The following is a 25,882-nucleotide window of genomic DNA, read 5'->3' on the forward strand; positions in this document are numbered from 1 at the left end:
GATCAGGCCGCAAATGCGATCCCTACGCACTGTGGACGCATCGCGGACCCGACGAATTCAGGAGAGCCGCTCCACGATCATCGCCATGCCCTGGCCGCCGCCGACGCACATCGTCTCCAGCCCGAGGGTTTTGTCGTAGGTCTGCAGATTGTTCAGCAGCGTCGCGGTGATCCGCGCGCCGGTCATTCCGAACGGGTGGCCCAGCGCGATGGCGCCGCCCGACACGTTGAGCTTGTCCTCGTCGATCCCCAGCGCGCGGGCCGAACCGAGCACCTGGACGGCGAACGCCTCGTTGATCTCGTACAGGTCGAGGTCGTTGATCGACATCCCCGCGCTGGCCAGCGCCTTCTTGGTCGCCTCGATCGGGCCGAGGCCCATGATCTCCGGCGACAGGCCGGACACACCCGTGGCGACGATGCGCGCAAGCGGCGTGAGCCCGAGCGCCGCGGCCTTGGCGTCCGACGTGATCACCACCGCCGCGGCGCCGTCGTTCAGCGGGCACGCGTTGCCCGCCGTCACCGTGCCGTTCGGCCGGAACACCGGCTTGAGCTGGCTGATCGCCTCGTAGGTGGTACCCGCGCGCGGACCGTCGTCCTTGTTGACGACCGTGCCGTCCGGCAGCGTCACCGGCACGATCTCCCGTTCGAAGAAGCCGCGTTCGATCGCCTCCTCGGCGCGGTTCTGGCTGCGTACGCCCCAGTGGTCCTGCTCCTCGCGGCTGATGCCTGTGTACAGGGCGACGTTCTCGGCGGTCTGTCCCATGGCGAGGTAGACGTCGGGCAGCGCGCCGTCGCGGCGCGGGTCGTACCATTCCGTCGCGCCAGCTGCGGCCTCCGCGGAGCGTTGCTGCGCCTCGGCGAACAGCGGGTTCCTCGTGTCGGGCCAGCCGTCGGCGCTGCCCCTGACGAACCGCGACACCGTTTCGACACCCGCGGAGATGAACGCGTTGCCTTCGCCGGCCTTAATCGCGTGGAAGGCCATCCGCGTGGTCTGCAGCGACGACGAGCAGTAGCGGTTGACGGTGGTGCCGGGCAGGAAGTCATAGCCCAGCTCGACGGCGACCGCGCGGCCCATGTTGAAGCCCGCCTCACCTGCGGGTGAGCCGCATCCCAGCATCAGGTCATCGACGTCGTGGGGGTCCAGTGCGGGCACCTTGTCCAGCGCGGCGCGGATCATCTGCACGGCCAGGTCGTCGGGCCGCATGCTGGCCAGCGATCCCTTGATGGCCCGGCCGATCGGGGAGCGGGCGGTCGACACGATCACGGCTTCGGGCATGGCGGCTCCTTGGCTGGGCGGACTGCACCGAAGCTAGCCTGCGGGCGCGACGACCGGCGCGGGCACCCCCGTCGTGCGCCGCCACAACCGGCTGACCCCGCCCAGCCGCGCGAGCAGCGTCGACTCCTCGGCGGTCCGCGACCGCAGCGGCGGTTCGGGGACGGTGCAGCCCAGTCGATCCTGCAGCGTGCGGCACAGCACGGGCAGCAGCTGCGTGGCGGCCAGCGCGTAGCCGGCCGCCGACGGATGGAACATGTCCTGGGAGAACAGCAGCTCGGGCGCCTTGCGGAAATCGGGAGTCAGCAGGTCGGCCAGGGGCACGGGGACCCCGTCGGACGCGCGCACCGCCGCCGCCTGCGCGCGGGCCAGCCGCAGCCCCCTGCCGCGTGCCACCCACCGCAGCGGCTGCGGAATCGCGGTGATCACGCCGAAGTCGGGGCAGGTCCCGACGACCACCACGGCGCCGGCGGCACGAAGTCGACGGACCGCCGCGCCGAGGCGCCGCGCCGATGGCCCGACACCGTTGGGTTTGGTCACGTCGTTGGCCCCGATCATGATGACCGCCGCGCCCGGCGGCGGCCCCGCCACGAACATGGCGTCGATCTGACCCGACAGCCCCTTCGAGGACGCTCCGACGATTGCCTTGGTGCTCAACCGGATTCGCTTGCCGGATGCTTCGGCGAGGCCACGCGCGATCAGCACCCCGGGGACCTCGTCGGCGTGGTGGCAGCCGTATCCGGTGGCGGTGGAGTCGCCGAACACCATCAGGTGCAGGTCGACGGGAAGCTCGCGTGACCACTTCTGTACGGGCTCACCGCCAGGGGCATAGACACCGTCGGCGCGGGGCGGCACATCCCAGGACTTGGGGATGACGCGGCGGGCCTGATCGGCCTGCCCGCTGAGCAGGTTGCGCGCGCCGATGTACGCGGAGCCCGTTGACGCGAGCGCGGCCGCCGCCGCCAGGGCAATAGTCGACCGGCTGGTCGACCGGCGGGGTGCTCGGATGCCCACACGGCCAGTTTAGGACCGCGCGCCGCGGTTAACCGCGGCGCAGGACAGGGTCAGCGATCACGTTGCGGTCTCAAGTCCGGTATCAATTAAGACTCTTTGACAGTTGAATCTGTTAACGGTGTCAAGCTAAGTTACCGACGTCGGTACAGTGACGTAGCTCACCGGGGCACTACAAAGGCGTAGGAAGTGGTGGCGATGACGGCACCGAGCAAGATATCGACGATGCCTCATGCTGCGATAAGCGCAGCCAGAGCGCAGAAGTCGCGCAAATACCCCGTCAGCGACGGGGTGCCCGTCGAGGTTCTCGAAGACGGCCCGAGCATCGCAGGAAGGCTTGCCGCGCTGGCTGCTTTCCTCACGATTAGGCCGACTCTGGCAATCGGTAGCTATGCTCCGCGTCTGCCGTGGCCGTTCGGCTTGGTCGACCTCGTATCCCGGATCGTGCGCCCGGTGCCCGGCACCGTCCGCGCGACGATCCGGCTGACGAACTGCACCGCGCAGCTCGTCCGGGCGCCGGGGGTGCTGCCCGCCGACGGACACCGCAGCGTTGTCCTCTACGTGCACGGCGGCGCGTTTCTCAGCGGCGGCGCCAATTCGCACGGCCCACTGGTAACGGCGCTGTCGAGGTACGCGGATAGCCCGGTACTGGTGGTCAACTACCGGATGATCCCCAAGCATTCGGTCGGCACGGCGCTCGACGACTGTTATGACGCGTACCGGTGGCTGCGCGCCCGCGGCTACGACGCCGACAGGATCGTGCTGGCAGGCGACTCCGCCGGCGGCTACCTCGCGCTGGCGCTCGCCGAGCGGCTGCAGCTGGAGGGCGAGGACCCCGCGGCGCTCGTCGCCATGTCACCCCTCTTCGAGATCGACAACCGCACCCGGGCCTGCCATCCCAACGCCCGCATCGACGCGATGTTCCCGCCCCGCGCCTTCGACGCGCTGGTTGCGCTGGTCGAGAAGGCCGCCGAACGCAATATGGTCGACGGCCACCCCGAAGAAATCTATGAACCGCTCGACCACATCGAGCCGGGGCTTCCGCGCACGCTGATCCATGTTTCCGGATCCGAGGTGCTGGTGAGCGATGCCCGCAAGGCGGCCCGCCTGCTGGCCGCGGCAGGGGTGCCGGTGGAGGTGCGGGTCTGGCCCGGACAGATGCACGTGTTCCAGATCGGTGCGCCCATGGTGTCGGAGGCCACCCGATCGCTGCGCCAGATCGGCGAGTACATCCGCGAGGCCACCTGGTAAAGACGCCGGAACCACGCGGCGGCGATCTGCGATCATGGGGATATGCGGATCGCGCGGCACATCAGTGACCTCATCGGCGACACACCATTGGTCCAGCTGAATTCAGTTGTCCCTGAGGGGGCCGGCGTGGTGGCGGCCAAGATCGAGTACCTCAATCCCGGCGGCAGCGCCAAGGACCGGATCGCGGTCAGGATGATCGACGCCGCCGAACAGAGCGGGGAACTGCGCCCCGGCGGCACCATCATCGAACCCACCTCCGGCAACACCGGCGTCGGTCTTGCGCTGGTGGCGCAGCGGCGCGGCTACCGGTGCATCTTCGTCTGCCCCGACAAGGTCAGCGAGGACAAGCGGAATGTCTTGCGTGCCTACGGCGCCGACGTCGTCGTGTGCCCGACCGCGGTGCCGCCGGATCACCCGGACAGCTATTACAGCGTCTCCAACCGGTTGGTGACTGAGATCGACGGCGCGTGGAAGCCCGACCAGTACTCCAACCCGATGGGGCCCGCCAGCCACTACGAGACGACGGGACCGGAGATCTGGGCCGACACCGACGGCAAGATCACGCATTTCGTCGCGGGTGTCGGCACCGGCGGAACCATCACCGGCACCGGGCGCTACCTCAAGGAGGTGTCCGGTGGCAGCGTCCGCGTTGTCGGGGTCGACCCGGAGGGTTCGGTCTATTCGGGCGGGACGGGGCGGCCGTACCTGGTCGAGGGCGTCGGCGAGGATTTCTGGCCGTCGGCCTACGATCCCACGGTCCCCGACGAGATCATCGCCGTATCGGATGCCGACTCCTTCGACATGACCAGGCGGCTGGCCCGCGAGGAGGCGCTGCTGGTCGGCGGGTCGTGCGGGATGGCGGTGGTCGCCGCCGTCAAGGTCGCCGTGCAGGCCGGGCCCGACGCACTGGTGGTGGTGCTGCTGCCCGATGGCGGACGCGGTTATCTGTCAAAGGTTTTCAACGATGCGTGGATGTCCTCCTACGGATTCCTGCGCAGCCGCCTGGACGGGTCCGTCGAGCAGTCCACCGTCGGGGATGTGTTGCGCGGCAAGTCCGGTGCGCTCCCGGATCTCGTCCACACCCATCCGTCGGAGACCGTCCGCGACGCGATCGGCATCCTGCGCGAGTACGGCGTGTCCCAGATGCCCGTCGTCGGAGCCGAACCGCCCGTCATGGCGGGCGAGGTGGCGGGCAGCGTGTCGGAGCGGGAGCTGCTGTCGGCGGTGTTCGAGGGGCGCGCCAAGCTGGCCGACGCCGTCTCGCAGCACATGGGCCCGGCGCTTCCCCTCATCGGCGCAGGCGAATTGGTCAGCACCGCGGCGAAAACGCTACGCGAATGTGACGCCGTCATGGTGGTCGAAGAGGGTAAGCCGGTGGGTGTGCTGACCCGCCACGACCTTCTCGGCTTCCTCTCGGAGGGCAGCGGGCGCCGTTAGCCGACCGTTAGCCGCTGTCGCGCGAACGGATTGCGGCTCTGGCAAATGGCATACGGGACGCCGCCTCGGCGCTCACTTCCCACAGGTGGCGATGAATGTCGACGTGATTAAGTTACGGCGTGAATCCATTGCTGGCAGCGCCTTCTCGGGTAGTGTGAGCACCGCTCAGTGCCAGCTAAGTTCACCACCGGAAGGCGACCATGACCCAACCACCGCCGCCGCCCCCAGGGAACTATCCACCCCCGCCCCCCGGTGGGTATCCGCCGCCTCCGCCGCCCGGCGGCGGCTTTCAACAACCCCGGCCCGGCGGTTATCCACCGCCACCGCCGGGAGGCTATCCGCCGCCTCCGCCGCCCGGTGGCTATCGTCAACCTCCTCCTGGTGCGTATCCGCCACCGCCACCATCGTTTTCAGGCGGATACCCGCCGGCGCCCACTGCTGCTCCGGTGTTACCCAAAGAGGCCTTCACGCCGTGGATCCACCGGGTCGGCGCGGCGCTCATCGACTTCATTCCCGTCGGGGTGCTGGTCGGCATCGGTCAGGGGATCGCGTTCGGGACCGCCGACAACGAGTGTGTGACGGGGTCGTCCGGCTCGAGCATCTACTGCACGTCGACCTTCTCGATGCTCGGCACCATCGTGTACGCGCTGACATCGCTGCTGGCGTTGGCGTACTGGGTGTGGAACTGGGGCTACCGGCAGGGCACCACGGGTTCGAGCATCGGCAAGTCGGTGCTGAAGTTCAAAGTGGTCAGCGAGAAGACCTGGCAGCCGATCGGGTTCGCCCTGTCGGTCGTGCGCCAGATCGCGCACTTCGTCGATCAGATCATCTGCTACATCGGGTATCTGTTCCCGCTGTGGGACCCCAAGCGGCAGACGCTGGCGGACAAGATCATGTCGACGGTGTGTGTGCCGCTGAATCCCCAACCCCTACCGCAGGGTCCGCGCCCGAACGGCTCGTAGAACATTCAGCGGAAGGCGCTGACGCCGGTCAGCGCCTCCCCGATCACCAGCTGGTGCACCTCGGAGGTGCCCTCGTACGTCAACACCGATTCGAGGTTGTTGGCGTGCCGCAGTACCGGGTACTCGAGCGTAATTCCGTTGGCGCCCAGCAAGGTCCGGCACTGCCTGGCGATCTGCAGCGCCTCGCGCACATTGTTGAGCTTGCCGAAGCTGACCTGGTCGGGCCGGATGCGCCCGGCGTCTTTGAGCCGGCCGAGATGCAGCGCCAGCAGTTGGGCCTTACCCAGTTCGACCGCCATGTCGGCGAGCTTCTCCTGGGTCAGCTGGTATCCGGCAAGGGGTTTGCCGAACACGTCGCGGGCGGCGACATAGTCCAGCGTCGTCTCCAGGCAGTCCCTGGCTGCGCCGACGCTGCCGAAGACGATGCCGAACCGGGCCTCCGACAGGCAGGCGAGCGGGCCGGACAGGCCCCGCGCCTCGGGCAACTGCGCGTCGGCGGGCAGCCGCACCTCATCCAGGTACAGCTCCGCGGTGATCGATGCGCGCAGCGAGAGCTTGCGGGTCATCTCGCGCGCCGAGAAGCCGGGGCAGTCGGTCGGCACGACGAAGCCGACGATCCCCTCCTCGGCCCTGGCCCAGACGATCGCCACGTCGGCCTCGGTGCCATTGGTGATCCACATCTTGGAACCGCTGACGATCCAGTCGGAACCGTCGCGGCGCGCGGTGGTGCGCATGCCGGAGGGGTTGGAGCCGAAGTCGGGTTCGGTGAGGCCGAAGCAGCCGATCACCTCGCCCGCGGCCATCCCCGGCAGCCACTGCTCGCGCTGTTCCTCGCTGCCGTGCCGATAGATCGCGAACATCGCCAGCGACCCCTGAACTGACACCATGCTGCGCAGACCGCTGTCGACGGCCTCCAGTTCCTGGCACACCACGCCGTAGGCGGTGGCCGTCGACCCGCCGCAGCCGTACCCGTTGAGGTGCATCCCCAGAAGACCCAGCTTGCCGAGTTCGGCGGACAGTTCCCGGACCGGAACCCCACCCGCTTCGAACCATTCGGCGATGTGCGGCCGCAGCCGTTGCTCACCGAACCGGCGCACGGTCGCCCGGAGATCCAGCTCTTCTGGCGCCAGCATCGCGTCGGTGTCCAGCAGGTTCGCGATCGCCACGGTCATGGTCCATGTCTACACCGCGATGGCGCGGACACGGGTCCCGATAGGCTCAACCCGTTATGAGTGAACACGGCAGGTGGCGGGGACTGGCCACCAAAGCGATCCACGCCGGCTTCCGGCCCGACCCCGGCACCGGCGCCGTCAACGCACCTATCTACGCCAGCTCGACATTCGCCCAGGACGGGGTGGGTGGTCTGCGCGGTGGCTTCGAGTACGCGCGCACCGGCAACCCCACCCGAGCGGCGCTGGAAGCCGCCCTGGCCGCGGTGGAGGAGGCGGCGTTCGGGCGTGCGTTCAGCTCGGGCATGGGCGCGACCGACTGTGCCCTGCGCGCCGTGCTGCGCCCCGGTGATCACGTCGTCATTCCCGACGACGCCTACGGCGGCACTTTCCGCCTCATCGACAAGGTGTTCACGCACTGGGGCATCACCCACACACCGGTGGCGCTGTCCGATCTGGACGCGGTGCGGGCCGCCGTCACTCCGCAGACCAAGCTGATCTGGGTCGAGACCCCGACCAACCCGCTGCTGTCGATAGCCGACATCGCGGGCATCGCCGAGATCGCCGCGGTGGCTGGGGCGAAAGTGTTGGTGGACAACACGTTCGCATCGCCCGCGCTTCAGCAGCCGCTGCTGCTCGGCGCGGATATCGTGTTGCATTCGACGACGAAGTACATCGGCGGGCACTCCGATGTGGTCGGGGGCGCGCTGCTGACCAACGACGGGGAACTCGATGCCGCTTTCGCCTTCCTGCAGAACGGCGCGGGCGCGGTGCCCGGGCCGTTCGACGCGTACCTGACCATGCGGGGTCTCAAGACGCTGGTGTTGCGCATGCAGCGGCATTGCGACAACGCCGCGGTGATCGCCGAATTCCTCGACGGGCATCCCGCGATCGGCGCGGTGCTCTATCCGGGTCTGCCCAGCCACCCCAACCATCTGGTGGCCGCGAGGCAGATGAGCGGCTTCGGTGGCATGGTGTCGGTGCGGCTGCGCGGCGGCGTGCAGGCTGCTCGTGAATTCTGTTCCCGCACTGAGGTTTTCATTCTCGCCGAGTCGCTCGGTGGGGTGGAGTCGCTGATCGAGCACCCGGGTGCCATGACCCACGCGTCCACCGCGGGCTCTCAGCTGGAGGTGCCCGACGACCTGGTCCGGCTGTCGGTGGGCATCGAGGACATCGGCGACCTGCTCGCCGACCTGGAGCAGGCCCTGGCCGCCGGCTGAGTCAAGCCAGGGCGGAGCGAAGCGTCGACGCGGTGATCGCGAGGTTGACCTCCGCAAGCGCGGTCGGGTATTCGTCGACCCAGCTGCCGCTGGCGATCTCACCGGCGCGGGCGTGCACCCAGCGCCAGCCGCGCTCGTTGAGGCTCAGCAGCGCACCGAGACCGTCGACGGCGTGCAGCAGCGAGATGATCGCGGCCGTCGACGGCGCCGCCGACGGCGGCGGTGCGCAGCCCTACGCGCCGGATCTGCCCGGTGCGCTCCAGATGCCGGGTGAGGTCGTGCTCGGTGTGCTTGCGCAGCTTCGCCACCACCGCCGTGGGCCGCATCGGTCTGCGCTGCAGCAGCCGCAATGCGGGTGCGCCGACCGGGTCCACGGGCGCGGCGGCGGTGAGTGCCACCAGCAGGCCCGCCTCGACCGGGTCCCCGGCGACGGCCGGCCTGATCAGGCAGGCGTAGGCGAGGTCGAGGAGCGCCGCGGCTGCCACCACCCGCGCGCGGCGCTGCCGGTCCAATGCAGGCTGCGCGGACGCGTTGTCGAGCAGCAGCAGGTAGAGCTCCTCGGCGATCTGCGCCATGGCCTGCAGGTTAGCCCCGCGCGCGGGGTTTCAGGCCTGAGCCTCAGGAGTGGTAGGGCTCCGCGCTGACCAGGGTGACCTTGACGGTGTTTCCGCTGGGCACCGTATAGGTGCGCGTCTCGCCGACCTTCGCGTCGATCAGGGCGCCGCCCAGCGGCGAATTCGGCGAGTACACCTCGAGCTTGCCGTCGTTGATGCCCTCTTGGCGGGTGGCGATCAGGAAGGTCTCGGTGTCGCTCTGGTCGTCGTCGTAGTAGACCTTGACCACGGATCCGGGCAGGGCGATACCGGATTGCTTGGGAGCCTCGCCCACCTTCGCGTTGTTCAGCAGTTCCTGCAGCTGGCGGATGCGGGCCTCCTGCTGCCCCTGCTCTTCGCGGGCAGCATGGTAGCCGCCGTTCTCGCGGAGGTCGCCCTCCTCGCGGCGGTCGTTGATCTCGGCGGCGATCACCGGACGGTTGGCGATCAGATGGTCGAGCTCGGCCTTCAGCCGGTCGTATGACTCCTCCGTCAGCCAGGTGACCTGTGTATCGGTCATATCGCGCTCCTGTCGTCGTTGTCTCGCGCTTGTCGCGTACGAAGTTTTCGGGTCCCCGCGGTTTTCGGCTCTCCCGTGCCGGGAGCTCCTGCGTGTATTGCCGCCATCGACGGCGCTATTCCTGCGCGCAAAAGCAGCAATACACGGCTCCAGCCGGAACCGTGTACCACTCGATGGTACCACCGCGGCGTCAACCGAATTTCATGTATTGGCTGTTCGCAGTTTGTTATGGGCGGGGCGGCTGGGCGCGGTCAGGGGGCGACCAGGTATGACGGCACGTCGGTGCCGCAGCCGTAGATGTCGCCGACCACCGGCGGCCTGCTGGACTTGACGATGGCGGTCACCTGCACGGTGGACGCCGACGCAGGCGGGACGAGCACCTCACGGCGGCCGGTCTCGTCACCGTCGATCGATCGGGCACGCACGATGCACACCACGGGCTGCGATGGATCCTGCCTGGTCACGCTGATCGTCACCGAAACGGTCTGCGGATCGATGAGCTCGTAGGCGCCGAGTTCCCCTTTGACCTCGCCGGTGCCGAACCGCTGCGCCGCGATGACCGCGACGGTCACGCCGAGGGCAAGCACCAGCGCCGTCAGCACGATGACCGCGCTCCGGCGGCGGCGCCTGGACAGTTTCTGCCGTCCGTAACGCTCGGTCGGACGCTCGATCATGGCCTTTTGGGTGCCCGTGGGTCGGTGTGGATCATCAGGACTGGAACTATAGGGCTGGACAGGCCGCGTATCGGAAGCTGGGGCTAGGCTCCCGCGCCAGGCGAGGTGGGGACACGCCGTAGTCAGATGGGAAGACCGTAGTTAGATGGGAAGAGATGAGTGAACTGCGGTTGATGGCTGTGCACGCCCATCCCGACGACGAGTCCAGCAAGGGCGCCGCGACGATGGCTCGGTACGTCGACGAGGGTGTCCGGGTCATGGTGGTGACGTTGACGGGCGGCGAGCGCGGGGACATCCTCAATCCGGCGATGGACCTGCCCGAGGTGCACGGCAGGATGGCCGAGATCCGCCGGGACGAGATGGCCAGGGCCGCCGAGATCCTCGGCGTCGAGCACCATTGGCTGGGTTTCATCGACTCCGGCCTGCCCGAGGGCGATCCGCTGCCGCCGCTGCCCGAGGACAGCTTTGCGCTGGTGCCGCTCGAGGAGCCCGTCGAGGAGCTGGTGCGGGTCATCCGCAAGTTCAGGCCGCATGTCATGACCACCTATGACGAGAACGGCGGCTACCCGCATCCGGACCACATTCGCTGCCATCAGGTGTCGGTCGCGGCGTTCGAGGCGGCGGGCGACCACGTTCTGCTGCCGGATGCGGGGGAGCCGTGGGTGGTGAGCAAGCTGTATTACAACCACGGTTTCCTGCGCCAGCGCATGCAGCTGCTGCAGGACGAGTTCGCCCAGCACGGCCTGCACGGCCCGTTCGACAAATGGCTGGAACACTGGGATCACGCCATGGACGTGTTACTGAAGCGGGTGACCTCCCGCATCGAATGCGCGAAGTACTTCGCGCAGCGTGACGATGCCCTGCGCGCCCACGCCACCCAGATCGACCCGAACGGTGACTTTTTCGCCGCACCGATCGAGTGGCAGCAGCGACTGTGGCCGACCGAGGAGTTCGAGCTGGCGCGCTCGCGCGTTCCGGTGAAGCTGCCCGAGACCGACCTGTTCGCCGGGATCGAGGACGACGGTGACTGACTCGCTGGTAGCCGGACTGAGCCTGCTCGTTGGGCTGCTGGCGCAGGAGGAACCCCGCCAGACCGGGCCGGATTTCGGCAAGGCGAGCCCGTTCGGTTTCCTCGTGGTGATCCTGCTGCTGATCGGGACGTTCTTCCTGGTGTGGTCGATGAACCGGCACCTCAAGCGGCTGCCGGAATCCTTCGATCGCGATCACCCCGAACCCGACCAGGCCGTCGATGACGGCACAGTCGGCAACGAGCCGGACAACGGGACCGCCGCGGGCAGCACGGCCCGCGATCCGGGCTGAGCCCGGCCGCCGGGCGCAGCCCACCGTCGGCCGCCGGCGCAGCCCAGCGCCTACTGTGAGCGTGTGGGCAACCGACTTGCTTCCGCGACCAGCCCCTACCTGCGCCAGCACGCCGACAACCCCGTGCACTGGTGGCAGTGGAGCCCCGAGGCGCTGGCCGAAGCGGCGTCGCGCGACGTGCCGATCCTGCTGTCGATCGGTTACGCGGCGTGCCACTGGTGTCACGTGATGGCCCACCAGTCCTTCGAGGACGCCCAGGTGGCTGAGGCGATGAACGCCGGGTTCGTGTGCATCAAGGTCGACCGAGAGGAACGCCCCGACCTGGACGCGGTCTACATGAACGCCACGGTGGCGCTGACCGGCCAGGGCGGCTGGCCGATGACGTGTTTCCTCACGCCCGACGGGCGGCCGTTCTTCTGCGGCACCTACTACCCGAAGGCGCAGTTCCTGCAGCTGCTGGGCGCGATCGTGGAGACCTGGCGGACCCGGCGGCCCGAGGTGGAGCAGGCATCGGACCGCATCACCGGGGAGCTGCGCTCGATGGCCGACGGCCTGCCCAGCGGCTCGGTGCCGGTGCAGGCCGCGCTGTGCGATGCCGCGGTGAGCGCGGTGCTGGCCGATGAGGACACGGTCCGAGGCGGCTTTGGTCGCGCCCCGAAGTTCCCGCCGTCGGCTCTGCTGGAAGCGCTGCTGCGCAGCCACGAGCGCACTGGCTCGGCCGCAACGCTTGCCGCGGCGGAGCGCACCTGCTCCGCGATGGCCAGGGGCGGAATCTACGACCAGCTCGCAGGCGGGTTCGCCCGGTACAGCGTCGACGCGTCGTGGGTGGTGCCGCATTTCGAGAAGATGCTCTACGACAACGCGCTGCTGTTGCGGGCCTACGCCCACTGGGCCCGTCGCACGGGTAATGCGTTGGCGCGCAGTGTCTCCGAACAGACCGCCCGGTTCATGATCGACGAACTCGGGGCGGGCGGCATGTTCATCTCGTCGTTGGACGCCGACACCGACGGCCGTGAGGGCCTGACCTATGTGTGGACCCCCGGACAGCTGTGCGAGGTCCTCGGCGAGGATGACGGCCGTTGGGCGGCAAAGGTTTTCGCCGTCACCGAGGCGGGAACCTTCGAGCACGGCAGCTCGGTGCTGCAGCTGCCCGACGATCCCGGCGATGAGGCGAGGTTCGCGCGGGTTCGTGCGGCGCTGCTGGCCGCACGGCTGACACGGCCGCAGCCGGGCCGCGACGACAAGGTTGTCACGGCCTGGAACGGCTTTGCCATCACCGCGCTGGCCGAGGCCAGCGTCGCGCTGGGACGTCCCGAATTCCTCGCCGCGGCACGGGATTGCGCCATCGGCGTGCTCGATGTGCACGTCGTCGACGGGCGGCTTCGCCGGGCCAGCCTCGGCGGTCTGGTCGGCGAGAGCGCCGCGATCCTGGAGGACTACGCGGCACTGGCGACGGGACTGCTGACCGTGCACCAGATCACCGGTGAGGCGTCGTGGCTGGACCCGGCGAGCCGGCTGCTCGACGTAGCGCTGGAGCACTTCGCCGATCCGCAGCGTCCGGGCCGGTGGTTCGACACCGCCGACGACGCCGAGCAGTTGATGGTGCGTCCGGCCGATCCGATCGACGGTGCGACCCCATCGGGGGCGTCGTCCATCGCCGAAGCGCTGCAGCTGGCGGCTCACCTGGCGCCGGCACCGGCGGCCGAGCGGTACGGAGCAGCGGCCGAAGCGACGCTGTCGACGGCCACCCCGATCCTGGAGCGTGCGGCGCGCTCGGCGGGTCATTGGCTGGCCGTCGCGGAGGCGGCCGTGCGCGGACCCATCCAGATCGCCGTCGCATGCGATCCGGGGCACTCGGAGCTGCTGGCGGCCGCGCGGACGTTGGCGCCCGGCGGGGCGGTGGTCGTCGGCGGGGCGGCCAACTCCCAGGAGCTGCTGATGGACCGCGACCGGGTCGGCGGTGCCGACGCGGCCTACGTGTGCCGGGGCCGGGTGTGCGACCTGCCGGTCACGACGGCCGAGGACCTCGCCACCGCCTTGGGTGCGACTGTGTAGCGTGCGCACCAGGCCGAGCGCCCAGGACTTCACGCAGGACATCATGCGGACCGTCGAGCGCTACCGAGGATCCGGTCGGGTCAGAGGTGCTTGTCGGCCGCGAGGCCATCCACGGCTTCTTCGCCAATATCGCCACGCTGAAGCGGGAGAGTGAACTGCTGACGCTGCGGGTGGCCGGAGGCGAGGCGGCGTTCCTGTTCGCCATCACCATCGCCGCAAGCGACTCACCCACCCGCATCGAGCCCATCAACGTGATGACGTTCGACGACGAGGGCCGGATCGCGACCATGAAGGCGTACTGGTCGTCCGCCGACGCCGCCCCGCCCGGCTGAGCCCCCGTCGAGCGCGGCGGCGCGCGCTCAGAACACCGCGAACCACATCGCGATGTAGTGGCAGATCGCGGCCACCGCCGTGCAGGCGTGGAAGAATTCGTGATGGCCGAACGTCGTCGGCCATGGGTTGGGCCACTTCAGCCCGTAAAGCACCCCGCCGATGCTGTACAGCGCGCCGCCCACGATGAGCAGGACCAGCGCGGCGATCCCTGCGCCGTGCATGATCGGCCCGACGAACCACGCCGCCACCCAGCCCAACAGCAGGTAGAGCGGCACACCCACCCAGCGCGGCGCCGACGGCCAGCACATCTTCAGGAGCACACCGGCGACGGCACCGCCCCAGACGATCCAGAACAGCACCATCCCCTTCTCCTCCGGCAGCGCCAGCAGGGCGAAGGGGGTGTAGCTGCCCGCGATGAACACGAAGATCATCGAATGGTCCAGGCGTTTCATCCACTTGCGGGCGGTCGGCGACCGCCAGTGCACCCGGTGGTAGGTGCCGCTGACGGCGAACATCGCCACGATGGTGAAGGTGTAGATCAGGGTGGCGACGCCGGCGCGGGTCGATTCCAGCGCCCACGACACCGACACCAGGGTTGCGCCCGCGATCGCGGCGATGATCGCCGAGTAGACATGGATCCAGCCGCGGGCCCGGGGTTTGCCGATGAACTGTGCGACACCGTCGGCCACGGCCTCGGGCAGATCCTCGGGTGGCCCGGACGGCACCGCATGATCGAAATCGGCGGTTCCGGCCGGCATAGATGGCACGGTCATGTCACCTCCACTGACGGCATGGGGGATCTGCTGGTTCACAGTAGTCTGAAACCCTATGGACATCATTCCCCCGCTTCTGAAGGAGCCGGCCTACCGGCTCTATGAGATGCGGTTGCGCCAGGAACTGGTGCAGTCCAAATCCCAACTGCCGCGGCACATCGCGGTGCTATGCGACGGTAACCGACGGTGGGCGCGTGATGCCGGTCACACCGACGTCAGCTACGGCTATCGGGTGGGCGCCGCCAAGATCGCCGAGATGCTGCGCTGGTGCCAGGAAGCCGGCATCGAGATGGCCACCGTCTACCTGTTGTCCGCGGAGAACCTGCAGCGCGACCCCGAGGAGCTCGCCGAGCTCATCGAGATCATCACCGACGTCGTCGAGGAGATCTGCGCGCCGCCCAACGAATGGAGCGTGCGCACCGTCGGCGACCTTTCGCTGCTCGGTGAGGAACCGGCCCGGCGGCTGCGCGGCGCGGTCGAATCCACGTCGGTGTCGGCCTCGGGTCTGTTCCATGTCAACGTTGCCGTGGCCTACGGCGGTCGTCAGGAGATCGTCGATGCGGTGCGTGCCCTGCTCAGCAAGGAGATGGCCAACGGCATCAGCGGCGAACAGCTGATCGAGGCCGTCACCGTCGAGGCGATCTCGGAGAATCTCTACACGTCGGGTCAGCCCGACCCCGATCTGGTCATCCGGACCTCGGGTGAGCAGCGGTTGTCCGGCTTCCTGCTGTGGCAGAGCGCCTACTCGGAGATGTGGTTCACCGAGGCGTACTGGCCCGCCTTCCGGCGGGTCGATTTTCTGCGTGCACTTCGCGACTACTCGGTGAGGCACCGCCGCTACGGCAGGTAGGGCCCCGGCCCGGGATCGCTCACCAGTGCGACACTGGTGACCATGGCGGCGATGTCCGCGGTGGTGTTCTCCCTCAGCTGGTGGCTGGGTCTGTATCTGCTCGCCCGCAATCCGGGTAAACCCGTCCTGGTGCTCGCTGCCGCCGGTCTGTGTGGCTTCTCGCTGGTGGTGGCCCTCGACGCGATCAGGCTGGTGGCCGTCACGCACACCGAACTGCTCAGCCGCGTCGAGATCTACCTGGCCGTCATCCCCGGCGTGGCCTGGTTCACGGTGCTGATCGAGCTGACCAGCTCCGCCGACGCCTGGCGCAGCCGCACCCGCGAGGTCCTGGTCATCACGGTGATGGCCGCGCTGGTACTGCTCGGCGCGGTGCTCGCGGGCAGCGTCGACGGTCCGCTGCGGCCCGGGCACTGGCTGATGTTCGCGGTCATCTCGGTGTCGACGCTCGGCGCGTTGCTGCGGGCGTTGCTCCGCAGGCAGTATCCGGGCTCGGTGGCGGGCATGGTGGTCTTCGCGACGTTGTTCTTCGCGTTGGCCAACGCCATCCTGATCATCCCGCTCGGACTGGTCCCCAGCTGGCTGGCGCTCGCCTCGACCGGATTCGACGTGCTGTTGCTCGGTGTTGCCGTAGCGCTGTGGGACGCGTTCGACGAGGGGCAGGCCCTGCGGGCCGACATGCTGCGCTCGTTCACCGCGTCGGCCGTCGTCGCGCTGCTGTTCGGCGGGCAGGCGCTGGTCGGGCTGGCCGTGACACGGGGCGCGGCGCAGACCGCGCTGACCGTCCTGCTGTTCACCAGCCTCGCTATCGCGATCGCCGTCAACGTCCTGGCCGATCCGTTGGCCGCACTGCTGGACCGGCTGGCATTCTCCCGCTCACCCGGCCTGCGCGCCGACCGTGCCGCGCTGCGCCGCACCGAGGCGGCGCTGCCGTTGAGATCCGCCAACCCGCTCGACGAGGTCGACGACGTCACCTTCGCCCGGCTCACCCGGCGCGCACTCGGCCACTACGGCGACCTGTCCAAGCTCGTCGCCAGCCCGCTCACCGCGCTGCCGATCATCGACCAACGGTTGGCCGCGCGGGGCGCTCCGGATCAGCCGCTGGAGCGCGCCAACGAACTCAAGGCGTTGCTGGCCGACCGGATCGCCCGGCTCAAGCCGCGCGACGGCGGGGATTTCGGCACCACCGAGCAGTGGCGGCACTACAACTCGCTGTACTTCCCGTATGTCGCGGGCGTGCGCGCCTACGCGCAGAACGCGACCGCCGCCGGACTCGATCCGGTGGCGCGGCAGGCCTGGCAGTGGTTTGTGACCGAGGTGCCGCAGCGCTCGTTGCACAACTGGCAGAACGCGGCGGCGAAGGTCATCGCGGCGGACCTGCGGGGCGGTCAGGTCGCGGCGCGGGCTGTCACCGCGAACTGACGCAGCGCGCTGACCTGCGTTTGGCAGTAGTCGGCAGCGTCTGGCGTTCATCTGGCAGCGGGTTCTGCGCAGCATCGGTGGTGTCCCGTCCATCCCGTCCATGACGACCTAGCACCGGGAGCTCACCCATGACCGCCATCGGCAACCGACCGACTTCCTCGTCCACCGACCAGTCCGCCGACCGCGACTCGCTGCTGCGTTTCGCGCTGCGTGCCGACGCCACCCTGACCGGCCTCGTCGGCCTGATCCTCGCGGCGACCGCCGAACCGCTGTCGGCGTCGACCGGATTGACCGCAGCCCAGGAGTTCGGACTGGGCGCCGCCTTCGTCCTCTACGGCTTTGCCGTGTTCGGCCTGTCCGCCCTGGCTTCGATGCGAAACGTCGGCATCGGTGTCGCGGTCGGCAACGTGGTGTTCACCGTGGCCGCCGTCGCGGTGGTGGTGACCGGCACTCCGCAGATGACCGGACTCGGCGTGACGCTGACCCTCGCCACCGCCGCGTTCACCGCCTTCTTCGCGTGGCTGCAGTACCTCGGTGCGCGCCGCCTGGCGGCGTGACATCGGCATCCACACCCCCTCCGCACAAAGGACCTGTCATGACCGCCCTTCTTCATGCCGCATCGGATTCCCTATTGCGCCTGGCCATGCGGGCCGACGCGATCATCGTCGGCCTCACCGGAATCGCCGTGGTGGCCGCGGCGGGCCCGATCTCGGGCCTGACGGGTATCCCCACCGCCGTCTGCTACGGCGTCGGCATCTTCTCCATCGGCTACGGCGCCGTGGTGTTCGTCCTCGCGGCCGCCGCCAACGTGCGCAAGGCGGGGTGGGCGACGGTGATCGCCAACGCGGTGTGTTCGGTGATTGCGGTGGCGGTCGTCGTCACCGGCGTCCTGCCACTCACCACCGCGGGCATCGTGGTCACCGTCGCGGCAGGCGTCTACACCGCGGTGTTCGCCGAGCTGCAGTACGCCGGCGTGCGTCGCATCCGCACCTGAAAGCGCGAAAGTGCCCGAGAACGCCCCGCTCTCGGGCACCAGCCGGATGTCAGAGCTTACGCAGCCGCAGCCGGTTGATGGAGTGGTCGGCGTCCTTGCGCAACACCAGCGTCGCCCGCGGCCGGGTGGGCAGGATGTTCTCGATCAGGTTGGGACGGTTGATCGAATGCCAGATGTCGCGGGCCGCCATCTCCGCCTGCTCGTCGGTGAGTGTCGAGTAGTGGTGGAAATGCGACGCCGGATCGGCGAACGCCGTCGAGCGCATCGTGAGAAACCGGGTGATGTACCACTTCTCGATGTCCTCGATGCGGGCGTCGACGTAGACGGAGAAATCGAACAGGTCCGACACCATCAGCGCAGGGCCGGTCTGCAGGACGTTGAGACCCTCGAGGATCAGGATGTCCGGGTGCCGCACCACCTGCGTCTCGTCGGAGACGATGTCGTAGAGCAGATGCGAATACACCGGCGCATAGGCGACATCTGTGCCGGATTTGACCGCGGTGACGAACCGCATCAGCGCCCGGCGGTCATAGCTCTCCGGAAAGCCCTTGCGGTGCATGAGATTCTGCCGCGCCAGCTCGCTGTTGGGGTACAGGAAGCCGTCGGTGGTGACCCGGTCCACCCTGGGGTGGTGTTCCCAGCGGGCCAGCAGCGCCTGCAGCACGCGGGCGGTGGTGGACTTGCCGACCGCCACACTGCCCGCCACACCGATCACGAACGGAACCGGCCGGTCCGGGTTCTGCTGGGGTTCGCCGAGGAACTCCGCGGTCGCGGCGAACAACCCCTGCCGGGCCGCCACCTGCAGGTGGATCAGGCGGGCCAGCGGCAGGTAGACCTCTTCGACCTCCAGCAGGTCCAGCCTCTCGCCGAGGCCGCGCAGCCTCACCACTTCGTCCTCGGTCAGCTTCAACGGTGTCGACATGCGCAACGAACGCCATTGCGTCCGGTCGAATTCCACATAGGGGCTGGGCTCGCTCAGCCGCGGCATGCGCACAGTCTTGCATTTACGGTTGTGGACATGGAATCCGGCACACTCATCCGCGAATACCTGCTGCTCGGATTGCGGTTCAACCGCGTCGAGGACGGCTACGTCGACTCCTTCACCGGCGATCCCGCGTTGCGCCGCGCGGTGGAATCCGAGCCGGCGCCCGACCCCGCCGAGCTGGCCCGCCAGGCCGATCGGCTGCTCTCCGAACTGCCGCGGGTGCCCCGGGCGGACGGTTTCGACGAGCCGAGGGCCGACTTCGTCGCGGCGCATCTGCGTGCGCTCGCGCTGGCCGGCCGCAAGTTCGCGGGCGAGCAGGTCGGATTCGTCGACGAGGTGTCGGCGTACTTCGATGTGCACATCGGAAAGGGCGACCCCGACGTCTACCGGCAGGCACATGCCAGGCTGGACGAGGCCCTGGGCGGCAGCGGCCCGCTCGAGGACCGCATGCAGGCCTACCGCAGCACCGACGAAATCCCGCCGGAACGGCTGGAGGAATGCATCCACGCGTTCTCCAGCGCGCTGCGCGACCGGGTGCGGGTCGCCTACCCGTTGCCCGACGCCGAGACCATCACCTACGAGGTCGTCACCGACAAGCCGTGGTCGGGGTTCAACTACTACCTCGGCGACTACCGATCGACGGTGGCCGTCAACGCCGATCTCAAACAGCAGATGGCCAACCTGCCGCGGCTGGTCGCCCACGAGTCCTATCCGGGCCATCACACCGAGCACTGCCGCAAGGAGGCCGGGCTGGTGGCCGGCCTCGGCCACGCCGAGCAGACCATCTTCCTGGTCAACACCCCGCAATGCCTGATGGCCGAGGGCCTGGCCGACCTGGCGCTGTACGCGGTCGTCGGCCCCGGCTGGGGCCCGTGGGCGCAGGAGATCTACGCCGACCTGGGGCTTCGGTTCGACGGGGAGCGCGCCGAGGCCGTGTCGCAGGCCGCCTCGGCGCTGGCTGACGTGCGCCAGGACGCCGCGCTGATGCTGCATGACGAGCACCGCGACGTCGACGACGTGGTGGCCTTCCTCAAACGCTGGCTGCTGGTCAACGACGAGCGGGCGCGGCAGTCGCTGAAGTTCCTGTCCTCGCCGCTGTGGCGGGCCTACACCAGCACCTACGTGGAGGGCTACCGGCTGTTGCGGGCATGGCTGGACGCACGGCCGTCGGACGTCAGCCTGGCCGATCGGTTCGGCAGGCTGCTCGACGAGCCGCTGATCCCGTCGTCGCTGCGCACCGAAGCCGCATAGCGGGAGTTTGGCCCGCCGAGCCGGGCATTAGGCTTGGGTCATGACCGCAGAACCCGTCGTGACCCCCTCGGCCGCCGCGCCTGGCGCCGAGTACGTCGACACTGCCAGCGCCGCCTACCGCGCCATGCTGCAGGTCATCGAGTCCGTAGAGCCACGCATCGCCGATGCCACCCGCAAAGAGCTTGCCGATCAACGGGATTCGCTCAAGCTGATCGCGAGCGAGAACTACGCGTCGCCTGCCGTGCTGCTGACCATGGGGACGTGGCTGTCGGACAAGTACGCCGAGGGCACCATCGGGCACCGGTTCTATGCGGGCTGCCAGAACGTCGACACGGTGGAGGCGATCGCCGCCGAGCACGCCGAGCAGCTGTTCGGCTCCCCGCACGCCTACGTGCAGCCGCATTCGGGTATCGACGCCAACCTCGTTGCCTACTGGGCGATCCTGGCCACCCGGGTCGAGGCGCCCGGCCTGGCCGAACTCGGTGCCAAGCACGTCAACGACCTGTCCGAGGCGGACTGGGAGGCGCTACGCGCCAAGCTCGGCAACCAGCGGCTGTTGGGAATGTCGCTGGACGCGGGTGGGCACCTCACCCACGGGTTCCGCCCGAACATCTCCGGCAAGATGTTCCATCAACGCAGCTACGGCACCGACCCGGAGACCGGGCTGCTCGACTACGACGCGCTGGCCGCCACTGCGCGGGAGTTCAAACCGCTGATCCTGGTCGGCGGGTACTCGGCGTATCCGCGCCGGATCGACTTCGCCAAGCTGCGCGAGATCGCCGACGAGGTCGGCGCCACCCTGATGGTCGACATGGCGCACTTCGCCGGTCTGGTCGCGGGCAAGGTGTTCACCGGCAACGAGGACCCGGTTCCGCACGCCCACGTCACCACCACGACCACGCACAAGTCGCTGCGCGGGCCGCGCGGCGGGCTGGTGCTGGCCACCCCGGACTACGCCGACGCCGTCGACAAGGGCTGCCCGATGGTCCTCGGCGGCCCGCTCTCGCACATCATGGCCGCCAAGGCCGTCGCGCTGGCCGAGGCACGCCAGCCGGCGTTCCAGGGCTACGCGCAGCGGGTGGCCGACAACGCCAAGGCGCTGGCCGACGGTTTCCTCAAGCGCGGCGCGCGGCTGGTCACCGGCGGCACGGATAACCACCTGGTGCTGCTGGACGTCTCGTCATTCGGGCTGACCGGACGCCAGGCCGAGTCGGCGCTGCTGGACTCCGGCGTCGTCACCAACCGCAACTCGATCCCCGCCGACCCGAACGGCGCGTGGTACACCAGCGGGATCCGGTTCGGGACCCCGGCGCTGACCACCCGCGGGTTCGGCGCCGCCGAGTTCGACCGGGTGGCCGAGCTGGTCGTCGACGTGCTGACGAACACCCAGCCCGACGCCGGGCCGAAGGGTCCGTCGAAGGCCAAGTACACCCTGGCCGACGGCACCGCCGCCCGCGTGCATGCGGCCGCGTCGGAACTGCTGGCCGCCAACCCGCTCTACCCCGGCCTCACGCTGCAGTAGTCGTTCTCCCCGCGAGCAGGGCCTGCCGGGGCGGCGCTACTACGGCGGGCGCGAGCGCGTCGACCGCATCGAAAACCTGGCCCGCGACCGTGCCGCCGCGCTGTTCGGGGCCGAATTCGCCAACATACAGCCGCATTCCGGCGCGCAGGCCAACGCGGCCGTTCTCGCGGCACTGATGAAGCCGGGGGAGCGGCTGCTTGGGCTGGACCTGGCCTTCGGCGGCCACCTGATCCACGGCATGAAGCTGAACTTCTCGGGCATGGTGTACGACTCCGGCTACTACGGCGTGGACGCCGCCACGGGCCGCATCGACATGCAGACGGTGCGCGCCACCGCCCGCGCTTTCCGGCCCAGGGTGCTGGTCGCCGGCTGGTCGGCCTACCCGCGCACGCTGGACTTCGCCGCGTTCCGGTCGATGCCCGACGAGGTCGGCGCCCACCTGTGGGTCGACATGGCGCATTTCGCCGACCGCCTGCTGGCCACCGACGCCGCCACCGCGGGTGTCCGTGTCGTCACCGGCGGCACCGACGTGCACCTTGTCCTCGTCGACCTGCGCCGATCGTCACTGGACGGCCGCGCCGCCGAGGATCTGCTCGGTGAGATCGGCATCACCGTCAACCGCAACGCGGTCCCCGACGACCCGCGGCCGCCGATGGTTACCTCAGGCCTGCGGACCGGCACCTCGGCGCTGGCCACCCGCGGCTTCGGGGATATCGACTTCATCGAGGTTGCCGACATCATCGCCACCGCGCTGGCGCGGGGTCAGGCCGCCGACGCCGCCTCGCTGCTGCGGGTCCGCCGGCTGGCCGATGAGTTCCCCCTCTACGAGGGTTTGGAGGACTGGGGCCTGCACCGCTAGGCGAAACGCCGCCGCCCCGATTTAGAGAACATGTGAATCCGGGTTACAGTTACTTTCATGGCAGTCAAACCCGTTGCGAATGCGCTGACCGCTGAGTTGGAGCCCGTCGTGGCGCAGGAGATGCGCCGTCACCTCGATACCGAGGACCTCTGGTACGCGCATGACTATGTGCCGTTCGACCAGGGCGAGAACTTCGCCTTCCTGGGTGGCCAGGACTGGGATCCCTCTCAGGTCACCCTGCCCAGGCACGTCACGGACGCCGTCGAGATCCTGCTGATCACCAAGGACAACCTCGCCGGCTACCACCGCGAACTGGTCTTCAACTTCATCCTCGAGGACAAATGGGGCCGCTGGATCGGCCGCTGGACCGCCGAGGAGCATCTGCACGCCATCGCGCTGCGCAACTATCTGGTGGTCACCCGCGAGATCGACCCCACCGCGAATGAGGATGTCCGTGTCGAACACGTGATGAAGGGCTACCGCTCCGAGGGGTACTCGCAGATCGAGACGCTGGCGTTCATGGCGATGTTCGAACGGGCCCACGCGGTCTACACCCGCAATCTTGAGGCGCAGATCACAGAGCCGGTTCTCAAGGGCCTCGTCGGCCGGATCGCCAGCGACGAGGAACGTCATGAGGAGTTCTTCGCCAACCTGGTCGCCCACTGCCTCCGCGAGCGCCGCGACGAGACGATCGCCGCCATCGCTCACCGGGCTGAAGGCCTCGGGGTGATCGGCGGCGACATCGACGCCTACCAGGACAAAGTCGCCGCGATGGCGGCGGCGGGCATCTTCGACGAGGTCGCGCTGCGCCAGGTGATCTCCGATCGGATCACGGCGTGGGGGTTGGCCGACGAGCCGGCGCTGCGCCCCCTCGTCACCGGCTGAACAGTGCCTCCTTCCGCCCCCGGCGCACGCAGATGCGACGGGGGCGGATCGCGTTGCGGGGGCCGTCGCGCGGCGCGCCTGCTCAGCGCGAAAGCTCAACCGGGAGTAGCGTCATTTTCGATGGCTAGCGACATGCTCTGCTGTCCGGGCGGAACCGATCGTTTCGATCACGAGAGGACCGGCCCCGGTCCCGGTGCCGCTGCGTCCGCCGAGTTGTTCGTGCGGGGCCGCGTGAACACCCTCGCATCGAGGAGCGCCCGTGAGTGATGCCTCTGTTTGCAATGAGATCCGCACCTATGTGCTCGACACGTCCGTTCTGCTGTCCGATCCCTGGGCATGCACCCGGTTCGCCGAGCACGAGGTCGTGGTCCCCCTCGTGGTGATCAGCGAACTGGAGGCCAAACGCCACCATCACGAGCTGGGCTGGTTCGCCCGCCAGGCGCTGCGGATGTTCGACGATCTGCGCCTCGAGCACGGACGGCTCGATCAGCCCATTTCCGTTGGCACTCAAGGCGGAACGCTGCATGTCGAGCTGAATCACAGCGACCCCAGCGTGTTGCCCGCAGGGTTCCGCACCGACAGTAACGACTCGCGCATCCTGACCTGCGCTGCCAATCTGGCCGCCGAGGGCAAACACGTCACGTTGGTGAGCAAGGACATCCCGCTGCGGGTGAAGGCGGGGGCGGTCGGACTGGCCGCCGACGAGTACCACGCCCAGGACGTCATCACCTCCGGCTGGACGGGGATGACCGAACTCGACGTGGCGGCCGAGGACATCGACGCCCTGTTCGCCAGCGGCGAGATCGACCTGGAAGCGGCTCGAGATCTGCCGTGCCACACCGGAATTCGGCTGCTGGGCAACAGCTCGCACGCGCTTGGGCGGGTCAACGCGCACAAGCAGGTGCAGCTGGTGCGCGGCGACCGTGAGGTGTTCGGCCTGCGCGGGCGCTCGGCCGAGCAGCGGGTCGCGCTGGACCTGCTGCTCGACGAGTCCGTCGGCATCGTGTCCCTGGGCGGCAAGGCGGGCACCGGCAAGTCGGCGCTGGCGCTGTGCGCGGGACTGGAGGCGGTGCTGGAGCGCCGCACCCAGCGCAAGGTTGTGGTCTTCCGCCCGCTCTACGCCGTGGGCGGGCAGGAGTTGGGGTACCTGCCCGGCAGCGAGAGCGAGAAGATGGGCCCGTGGGCCCAGGCCGTCTTCGACACGCTCGAAGGGCTGGCGAGCCCGGCGGTCCTCGAGGAGGTGCTCTCGCGCGGCATGCTCGAGGTGCTGCCGCTCACCCATATCCGCGGCCGATCGCTGCACGACTCGTTCGTCATCGTCGACGAGGCGCAGTCGCTGGAACGCAATGTATTGCTCACGGTGTTGTCGCGGTTGGGAGCCGGGTCGCGGGTGGTGCTCACCCACGATGTGGCGCAGCGCGACAACCTGCGGGTGGGCAGGCACGACGGGGTGGCGGCGGTGATCGAAAAGCTCAAGGGTCATCCGCTGTTCGCCCACGTCACGCTGCAGCGCAGCGAACGCTCGCCGATCGCCGCGCTGGTCACCGAGATGCTCGAGGAGATCAGCCCCGGCGCGTTGCCCTGAGCGCGCTCTGATTTCACAGGTGCACACAGCCGCGGCCAGTAGGCTGCCGGGGTGCCGAGACGATCCGACAGCCTGGCCTGGCGCTACTGGCGGACGGCCGCCGGGGTGGTCGCCGCCGTCGCGGTTCTGGTGGTCGGCGGGCTGACCGGGCACGTGCGCAGGGCCGGCGCCGACACCGTGGACTGCTCGCAGGTCAAGTGCGTCGCGCTGACCTTCGACGACGGCCCGGGCCCGTTCACCGACCGGCTGCTGTCCATCCTGGCCGACAACGATGCGAAGGCGACGTTCTTTCTGATCGGCAACAAGGTGGCGGCCAACCCGGCTGGCGCCAAGCGCATCGCGGATGCCGGAATGGAGATCGGCAACCACACCTGGGAACACCCCAACATGACCACCATCCCGTCCGAGCTGGTCGCCAGCCAGCTGTCCAAGGCCAGCGACGCGATCACCGCGGCGACGGGCGTCACCCCGACGCTGTACCGTCCAGCGGGCGGGCTGTCCGACGACGCTGTGCGGGACGCCGCCAGACAGCTTGGTCTCGCCGAAATCCTTTGGGACGTCATTCCTTTCGATTGGATCAACGACTCGAACACGGCGGCCACCCGGTACATGCTGATGACCCAGGTCAAACCGGGTTCGGTGGTGCTGTTCCATGACACCTATTCGTCCACAGTCGATCTGGTCTACCAGTTCATTCCCGTGCTCAAGGCCAACGGCTACCATTTGGTGACCGTCAGCGAGCTGCTCGGCCCGCGGGAGCCGGGCAGCAGCTACGGCGGCCGCGATAACGGCCCGCCCGCCAACGCCCTTCAGGACATTCCGACCGGCGACATCCTGTCGCTACCGGATACTCCCTCGCCGGCGCCGATGCCCAACTTCCCGATCACCGACATCCCCGACCAGAACTCGGGCGGACCCAACAACGGCGCCTGACGTTCGGCG

General features: G+C 68.7%; 25 protein-coding genes and 1 pseudogene. 18 read left to right on the plus strand and 8 right to left on the minus strand.

The genetic code is table 11. The features are described 5' to 3' along the window. Positions 1-57 precede the first annotated feature (57 nt). Positions 58-1,275 carry an acetyl-CoA C-acetyltransferase gene (locus tag ADBZ6K_RS11090; protein WP_526346469.1) on the minus strand — a complete coding sequence of 406 codons (1,218 nt, stop codon included), beginning with the start codon at positions 1,273-1,275 and terminating at the stop codon, positions 58-60. Positions 1,276-1,308: 33 nt separating this feature from the next. Beyond that, positions 1,309-2,286 carry an SGNH/GDSL hydrolase family protein gene (locus ADBZ6K_RS11095; RefSeq protein WP_526346471.1) on the minus strand — a complete coding sequence of 326 codons (978 nt, stop codon included), beginning with the start codon at positions 2,284-2,286 and terminating at the stop codon, positions 1,309-1,311. A gap of 195 nt (positions 2,287-2,481) precedes the next feature. Between ADBZ6K_RS11095 and ADBZ6K_RS11100 the strand changes: the two genes are divergently transcribed. From ADBZ6K_RS11100 to ADBZ6K_RS11110, 3 genes are all read left to right on the plus strand, one after another. Then, positions 2,482-3,534 (plus strand): alpha/beta hydrolase, encoded by a 1,053-nt coding sequence (locus ADBZ6K_RS11100; protein WP_526346473.1) that lies wholly within the window; start codon positions 2,482-2,484, stop codon positions 3,532-3,534. Positions 3,535-3,576: 42 nt separating this feature from the next. Then, a complete protein-coding gene (locus tag ADBZ6K_RS11105; protein WP_526346475.1) occupies positions 3,577-4,971 on the plus strand; it encodes a cystathionine beta-synthase in 1,395 nt (464 codons plus the stop codon). Positions 4,972-5,171: 200 nt separating this feature from the next. Beyond that, entirely contained in the window at positions 5,172-5,933 is a 762-nt protein-coding gene (locus ADBZ6K_RS11110; RefSeq protein WP_526346477.1) for an Rv1078 family RDD domain-containing protein, read from the plus strand. Positions 5,934-5,938: 5 nt separating this feature from the next. On the opposite strand, the gene ADBZ6K_RS11115 is transcribed toward ADBZ6K_RS11110, so the two are convergent. Beyond that, entirely contained in the window at positions 5,939-7,105 is a 1,167-nt protein-coding gene (locus ADBZ6K_RS11115) for an acyl-CoA dehydrogenase family protein (RefSeq protein ID WP_526346479.1), read from the minus strand. A 56-nt stretch (positions 7,106-7,161) separates the two neighbouring features. Here ADBZ6K_RS11115 and ADBZ6K_RS11120 point away from each other — a divergent pair, with 56 nt between their 5' ends. Continuing rightward, complete coding sequence (locus ADBZ6K_RS11120; RefSeq protein ID WP_526346481.1) at positions 7,162-8,322, plus strand: cystathionine gamma-synthase; 1,161 nt, start codon at positions 7,162-7,164, stop codon at positions 8,320-8,322. Positions 8,323-8,420: 98 nt separating this feature from the next. On the opposite strand, the gene ADBZ6K_RS11125 is transcribed toward ADBZ6K_RS11120, so the two are convergent. The 3 genes from ADBZ6K_RS11125 to ADBZ6K_RS11135 all read right to left on the minus strand — a co-directional run bounded on the left by ADBZ6K_RS11125 (position 8,421) and on the right by ADBZ6K_RS11135 (position 10,109). Next, entirely contained in the window at positions 8,421-8,897 is a 477-nt protein-coding gene (locus ADBZ6K_RS11125) for a GPP34 family phosphoprotein (RefSeq protein ID WP_526346483.1), read from the minus strand. A gap of 43 nt (positions 8,898-8,940) precedes the next feature. Beyond that, the gene (gene greA, locus ADBZ6K_RS11130) at positions 8,941-9,435 is read right to left on the minus strand and encodes a transcription elongation factor GreA (RefSeq protein ID WP_526346485.1); all 495 of its coding nucleotides are present in this window, start codon (positions 9,433-9,435) and stop codon (positions 8,941-8,943) included. 251 nt (positions 9,436-9,686) lie between these two features. Then, complete coding sequence (locus ADBZ6K_RS11135; protein WP_526346487.1) at positions 9,687-10,109, minus strand: DUF4307 domain-containing protein; 423 nt, start codon at positions 10,107-10,109, stop codon at positions 9,687-9,689. A gap of 155 nt (positions 10,110-10,264) precedes the next feature. Between ADBZ6K_RS11135 and mca the strand changes: the two genes are divergently transcribed. The 4 genes from mca to ADBZ6K_RS11155 all read left to right on the plus strand — a co-directional run bounded on the left by mca (position 10,265) and on the right by ADBZ6K_RS11155 (position 13,816). After that, positions 10,265-11,140 (plus strand): mycothiol conjugate amidase Mca, encoded by an 876-nt coding sequence (mca, locus tag ADBZ6K_RS11140; RefSeq protein ID WP_526346489.1) that lies wholly within the window; start codon positions 10,265-10,267, stop codon positions 11,138-11,140. After that, positions 11,133-11,429, plus strand: coding sequence for a hypothetical protein (locus ADBZ6K_RS11145; RefSeq protein ID WP_526346491.1), 297 nt, complete (start codon positions 11,133-11,135; stop codon positions 11,427-11,429). The genes mca and ADBZ6K_RS11145 overlap by 8 nt, the downstream gene beginning before the upstream one ends. A gap of 63 nt (positions 11,430-11,492) precedes the next feature. Continuing rightward, the gene (locus ADBZ6K_RS11150) at positions 11,493-13,484 is read left to right on the plus strand and encodes a thioredoxin domain-containing protein (RefSeq protein WP_526346493.1); all 1,992 of its coding nucleotides are present in this window, start codon (positions 11,493-11,495) and stop codon (positions 13,482-13,484) included. Positions 13,485-13,570: 86 nt separating this feature from the next. Beyond that, entirely contained in the window at positions 13,571-13,816 is a 246-nt protein-coding gene (locus ADBZ6K_RS11155; protein ID WP_526346495.1) for a nuclear transport factor 2 family protein, read from the plus strand. Between the two features lie 27 nt (positions 13,817-13,843). Here the strand turns inward: ADBZ6K_RS11155 and trhA are convergent, their stop codons facing one another. Next, positions 13,844-14,590, minus strand: a complete 747-nt coding sequence (trhA, locus tag ADBZ6K_RS11160) for a PAQR family membrane homeostasis protein TrhA (RefSeq protein WP_526346497.1) — start codon at positions 14,588-14,590, stop codon at positions 13,844-13,846. A 55-nt stretch (positions 14,591-14,645) separates the two neighbouring features. Between trhA and ADBZ6K_RS11165 the strand changes: the two genes are divergently transcribed. From ADBZ6K_RS11165 to ADBZ6K_RS11180, 4 genes are all read left to right on the plus strand, one after another. Further along, the gene (locus ADBZ6K_RS11165) at positions 14,646-15,440 is read left to right on the plus strand and encodes a (2Z,6E)-farnesyl diphosphate synthase (RefSeq protein WP_526346499.1); all 795 of its coding nucleotides are present in this window, start codon (positions 14,646-14,648) and stop codon (positions 15,438-15,440) included. A gap of 42 nt (positions 15,441-15,482) precedes the next feature. After that, a complete protein-coding gene (locus tag ADBZ6K_RS11170) occupies positions 15,483-16,859 on the plus strand; it encodes a hypothetical protein (RefSeq protein ID WP_526346501.1) in 1,377 nt (458 codons plus the stop codon). A gap of 128 nt (positions 16,860-16,987) precedes the next feature. Then, a complete protein-coding gene (locus tag ADBZ6K_RS11175; RefSeq protein ID WP_526346503.1) occupies positions 16,988-17,416 on the plus strand; it encodes a hypothetical protein in 429 nt (142 codons plus the stop codon). 38 nt (positions 17,417-17,454) lie between these two features. Next, positions 17,455-17,853, plus strand: a complete 399-nt coding sequence (locus ADBZ6K_RS11180; protein ID WP_526346505.1) for a hypothetical protein — start codon at positions 17,455-17,457, stop codon at positions 17,851-17,853. A 49-nt stretch (positions 17,854-17,902) separates the two neighbouring features. On the opposite strand, the gene coaA is transcribed toward ADBZ6K_RS11180, so the two are convergent. Beyond that, on the minus strand, positions 17,903-18,841 hold the full coding sequence (gene coaA, locus ADBZ6K_RS11185) for a type I pantothenate kinase (RefSeq protein ID WP_526346507.1): 939 nt from the start codon (positions 18,839-18,841) through the stop codon (positions 17,903-17,905). Positions 18,842-18,871: 30 nt separating this feature from the next. Here coaA and ADBZ6K_RS11190 point away from each other — a divergent pair, with 30 nt between their 5' ends. The 6 genes and pseudogenes from ADBZ6K_RS11190 (at position 18,872) to ADBZ6K_RS11215 (ending at position 25,873) form a co-directional block, all read left to right on the plus strand. Further along, positions 18,872-20,089, plus strand: coding sequence for a DUF885 domain-containing protein (locus ADBZ6K_RS11190; protein WP_526346509.1), 1,218 nt, complete (start codon positions 18,872-18,874; stop codon positions 20,087-20,089). A gap of 40 nt (positions 20,090-20,129) precedes the next feature. After that, entirely contained in the window at positions 20,130-21,611 is a 1,482-nt protein-coding gene (locus ADBZ6K_RS11195; RefSeq protein ID WP_526346511.1) for a glycine hydroxymethyltransferase, read from the plus strand. A gap of 16 nt (positions 21,612-21,627) precedes the next feature. Next, positions 21,628-22,470 (plus strand): annotated as a pseudogene (gene glyA / locus ADBZ6K_RS11200) (serine hydroxymethyltransferase); the annotation flags it as partial. Positions 22,471-22,527: 57 nt separating this feature from the next. Next, complete coding sequence (locus ADBZ6K_RS11205) at positions 22,528-23,355, plus strand: acyl-ACP desaturase (RefSeq protein ID WP_526346513.1); 828 nt, start codon at positions 22,528-22,530, stop codon at positions 23,353-23,355. Positions 23,356-23,614: 259 nt separating this feature from the next. Continuing rightward, positions 23,615-24,940, plus strand: coding sequence for an RNA 5'-3' helicase PhoH2 (gene phoH2, locus ADBZ6K_RS11210; protein WP_526346515.1), 1,326 nt, complete (start codon positions 23,615-23,617; stop codon positions 24,938-24,940). Positions 24,941-24,991: 51 nt separating this feature from the next. Continuing rightward, positions 24,992-25,873: a polysaccharide deacetylase family protein gene (locus ADBZ6K_RS11215; protein ID WP_526346517.1), complete on the plus strand. Its 882-nt coding sequence runs from the start codon at positions 24,992-24,994 to the stop codon at positions 25,871-25,873. Positions 25,874-25,882 lie beyond the last annotated feature (9 nt).

This window comes from Mycobacterium sp., assembly GCF_044223235.1.
Classification (GTDB): Bacteria; Actinomycetota; Actinomycetes; order Mycobacteriales; family Mycobacteriaceae; genus Mycobacterium.

Excerpts from the sequence above, each read along its gene's own strand:
- ADBZ6K_RS11175 (WP_526346503.1), top strand. The coding sequence starts at position 16,988 with ATGACCGCCATCGGCAACCGACCGACTTCCTCGTCCACCGACCAGTCC.
- mca (WP_526346489.1), top strand. The coding sequence starts at position 10,265 with ATGAGTGAACTGCGGTTGATGGCTGTGCACGCCCATCCCGACGACGAG.
- ADBZ6K_RS11115 (WP_526346479.1), bottom strand. The coding sequence starts at position 7,105 with ATGACCGTGGCGATCGCGAACCTGCTGGACACCGACGCGATGCTGGCG.
- ADBZ6K_RS11125 (WP_526346483.1), bottom strand. The coding sequence starts at position 8,897 with ATGGCGCAGATCGCCGAGGAGCTCTACCTGCTGCTGCTCGACAACGCG.
- ADBZ6K_RS11205 (WP_526346513.1), top strand. The coding sequence starts at position 22,528 with ATGGCAGTCAAACCCGTTGCGAATGCGCTGACCGCTGAGTTGGAGCCC.
- ADBZ6K_RS11110 (WP_526346477.1), top strand. The coding sequence starts at position 5,172 with ATGACCCAACCACCGCCGCCGCCCCCAGGGAACTATCCACCCCCGCCC.
- ADBZ6K_RS11100 (WP_526346473.1), top strand. The coding sequence starts at position 2,482 with ATGACGGCACCGAGCAAGATATCGACGATGCCTCATGCTGCGATAAGC.
- coaA (WP_526346507.1), bottom strand. The coding sequence starts at position 18,841 with ATGCCGCGGCTGAGCGAGCCCAGCCCCTATGTGGAATTCGACCGGACG.
- ADBZ6K_RS11120 (WP_526346481.1), top strand. The coding sequence starts at position 7,162 with ATGAGTGAACACGGCAGGTGGCGGGGACTGGCCACCAAAGCGATCCAC.
- greA (WP_526346485.1), bottom strand. The coding sequence starts at position 9,435 with ATGACCGATACACAGGTCACCTGGCTGACGGAGGAGTCATACGACCGG.
- ADBZ6K_RS11170 (WP_526346501.1), top strand. The coding sequence starts at position 15,483 with ATGGCGGCGATGTCCGCGGTGGTGTTCTCCCTCAGCTGGTGGCTGGGT.
- ADBZ6K_RS11195 (WP_526346511.1), top strand. The coding sequence starts at position 20,130 with ATGACCGCAGAACCCGTCGTGACCCCCTCGGCCGCCGCGCCTGGCGCC.
- ADBZ6K_RS11090 (WP_526346469.1), bottom strand. The coding sequence starts at position 1,275 with ATGCCCGAAGCCGTGATCGTGTCGACCGCCCGCTCCCCGATCGGCCGG.
- trhA (WP_526346497.1), bottom strand. The coding sequence starts at position 14,590 with ATGACCGTGCCATCTATGCCGGCCGGAACCGCCGATTTCGATCATGCG.
- ADBZ6K_RS11135 (WP_526346487.1), bottom strand. The coding sequence starts at position 10,109 with ATGATCGAGCGTCCGACCGAGCGTTACGGACGGCAGAAACTGTCCAGG.
- ADBZ6K_RS11180 (WP_526346505.1), top strand. The coding sequence starts at position 17,455 with ATGACCGCCCTTCTTCATGCCGCATCGGATTCCCTATTGCGCCTGGCC.
- ADBZ6K_RS11165 (WP_526346499.1), top strand. The coding sequence starts at position 14,646 with ATGGACATCATTCCCCCGCTTCTGAAGGAGCCGGCCTACCGGCTCTAT.
- ADBZ6K_RS11105 (WP_526346475.1), top strand. The coding sequence starts at position 3,577 with ATGCGGATCGCGCGGCACATCAGTGACCTCATCGGCGACACACCATTG.
- ADBZ6K_RS11190 (WP_526346509.1), top strand. The coding sequence starts at position 18,872 with ATGGAATCCGGCACACTCATCCGCGAATACCTGCTGCTCGGATTGCGG.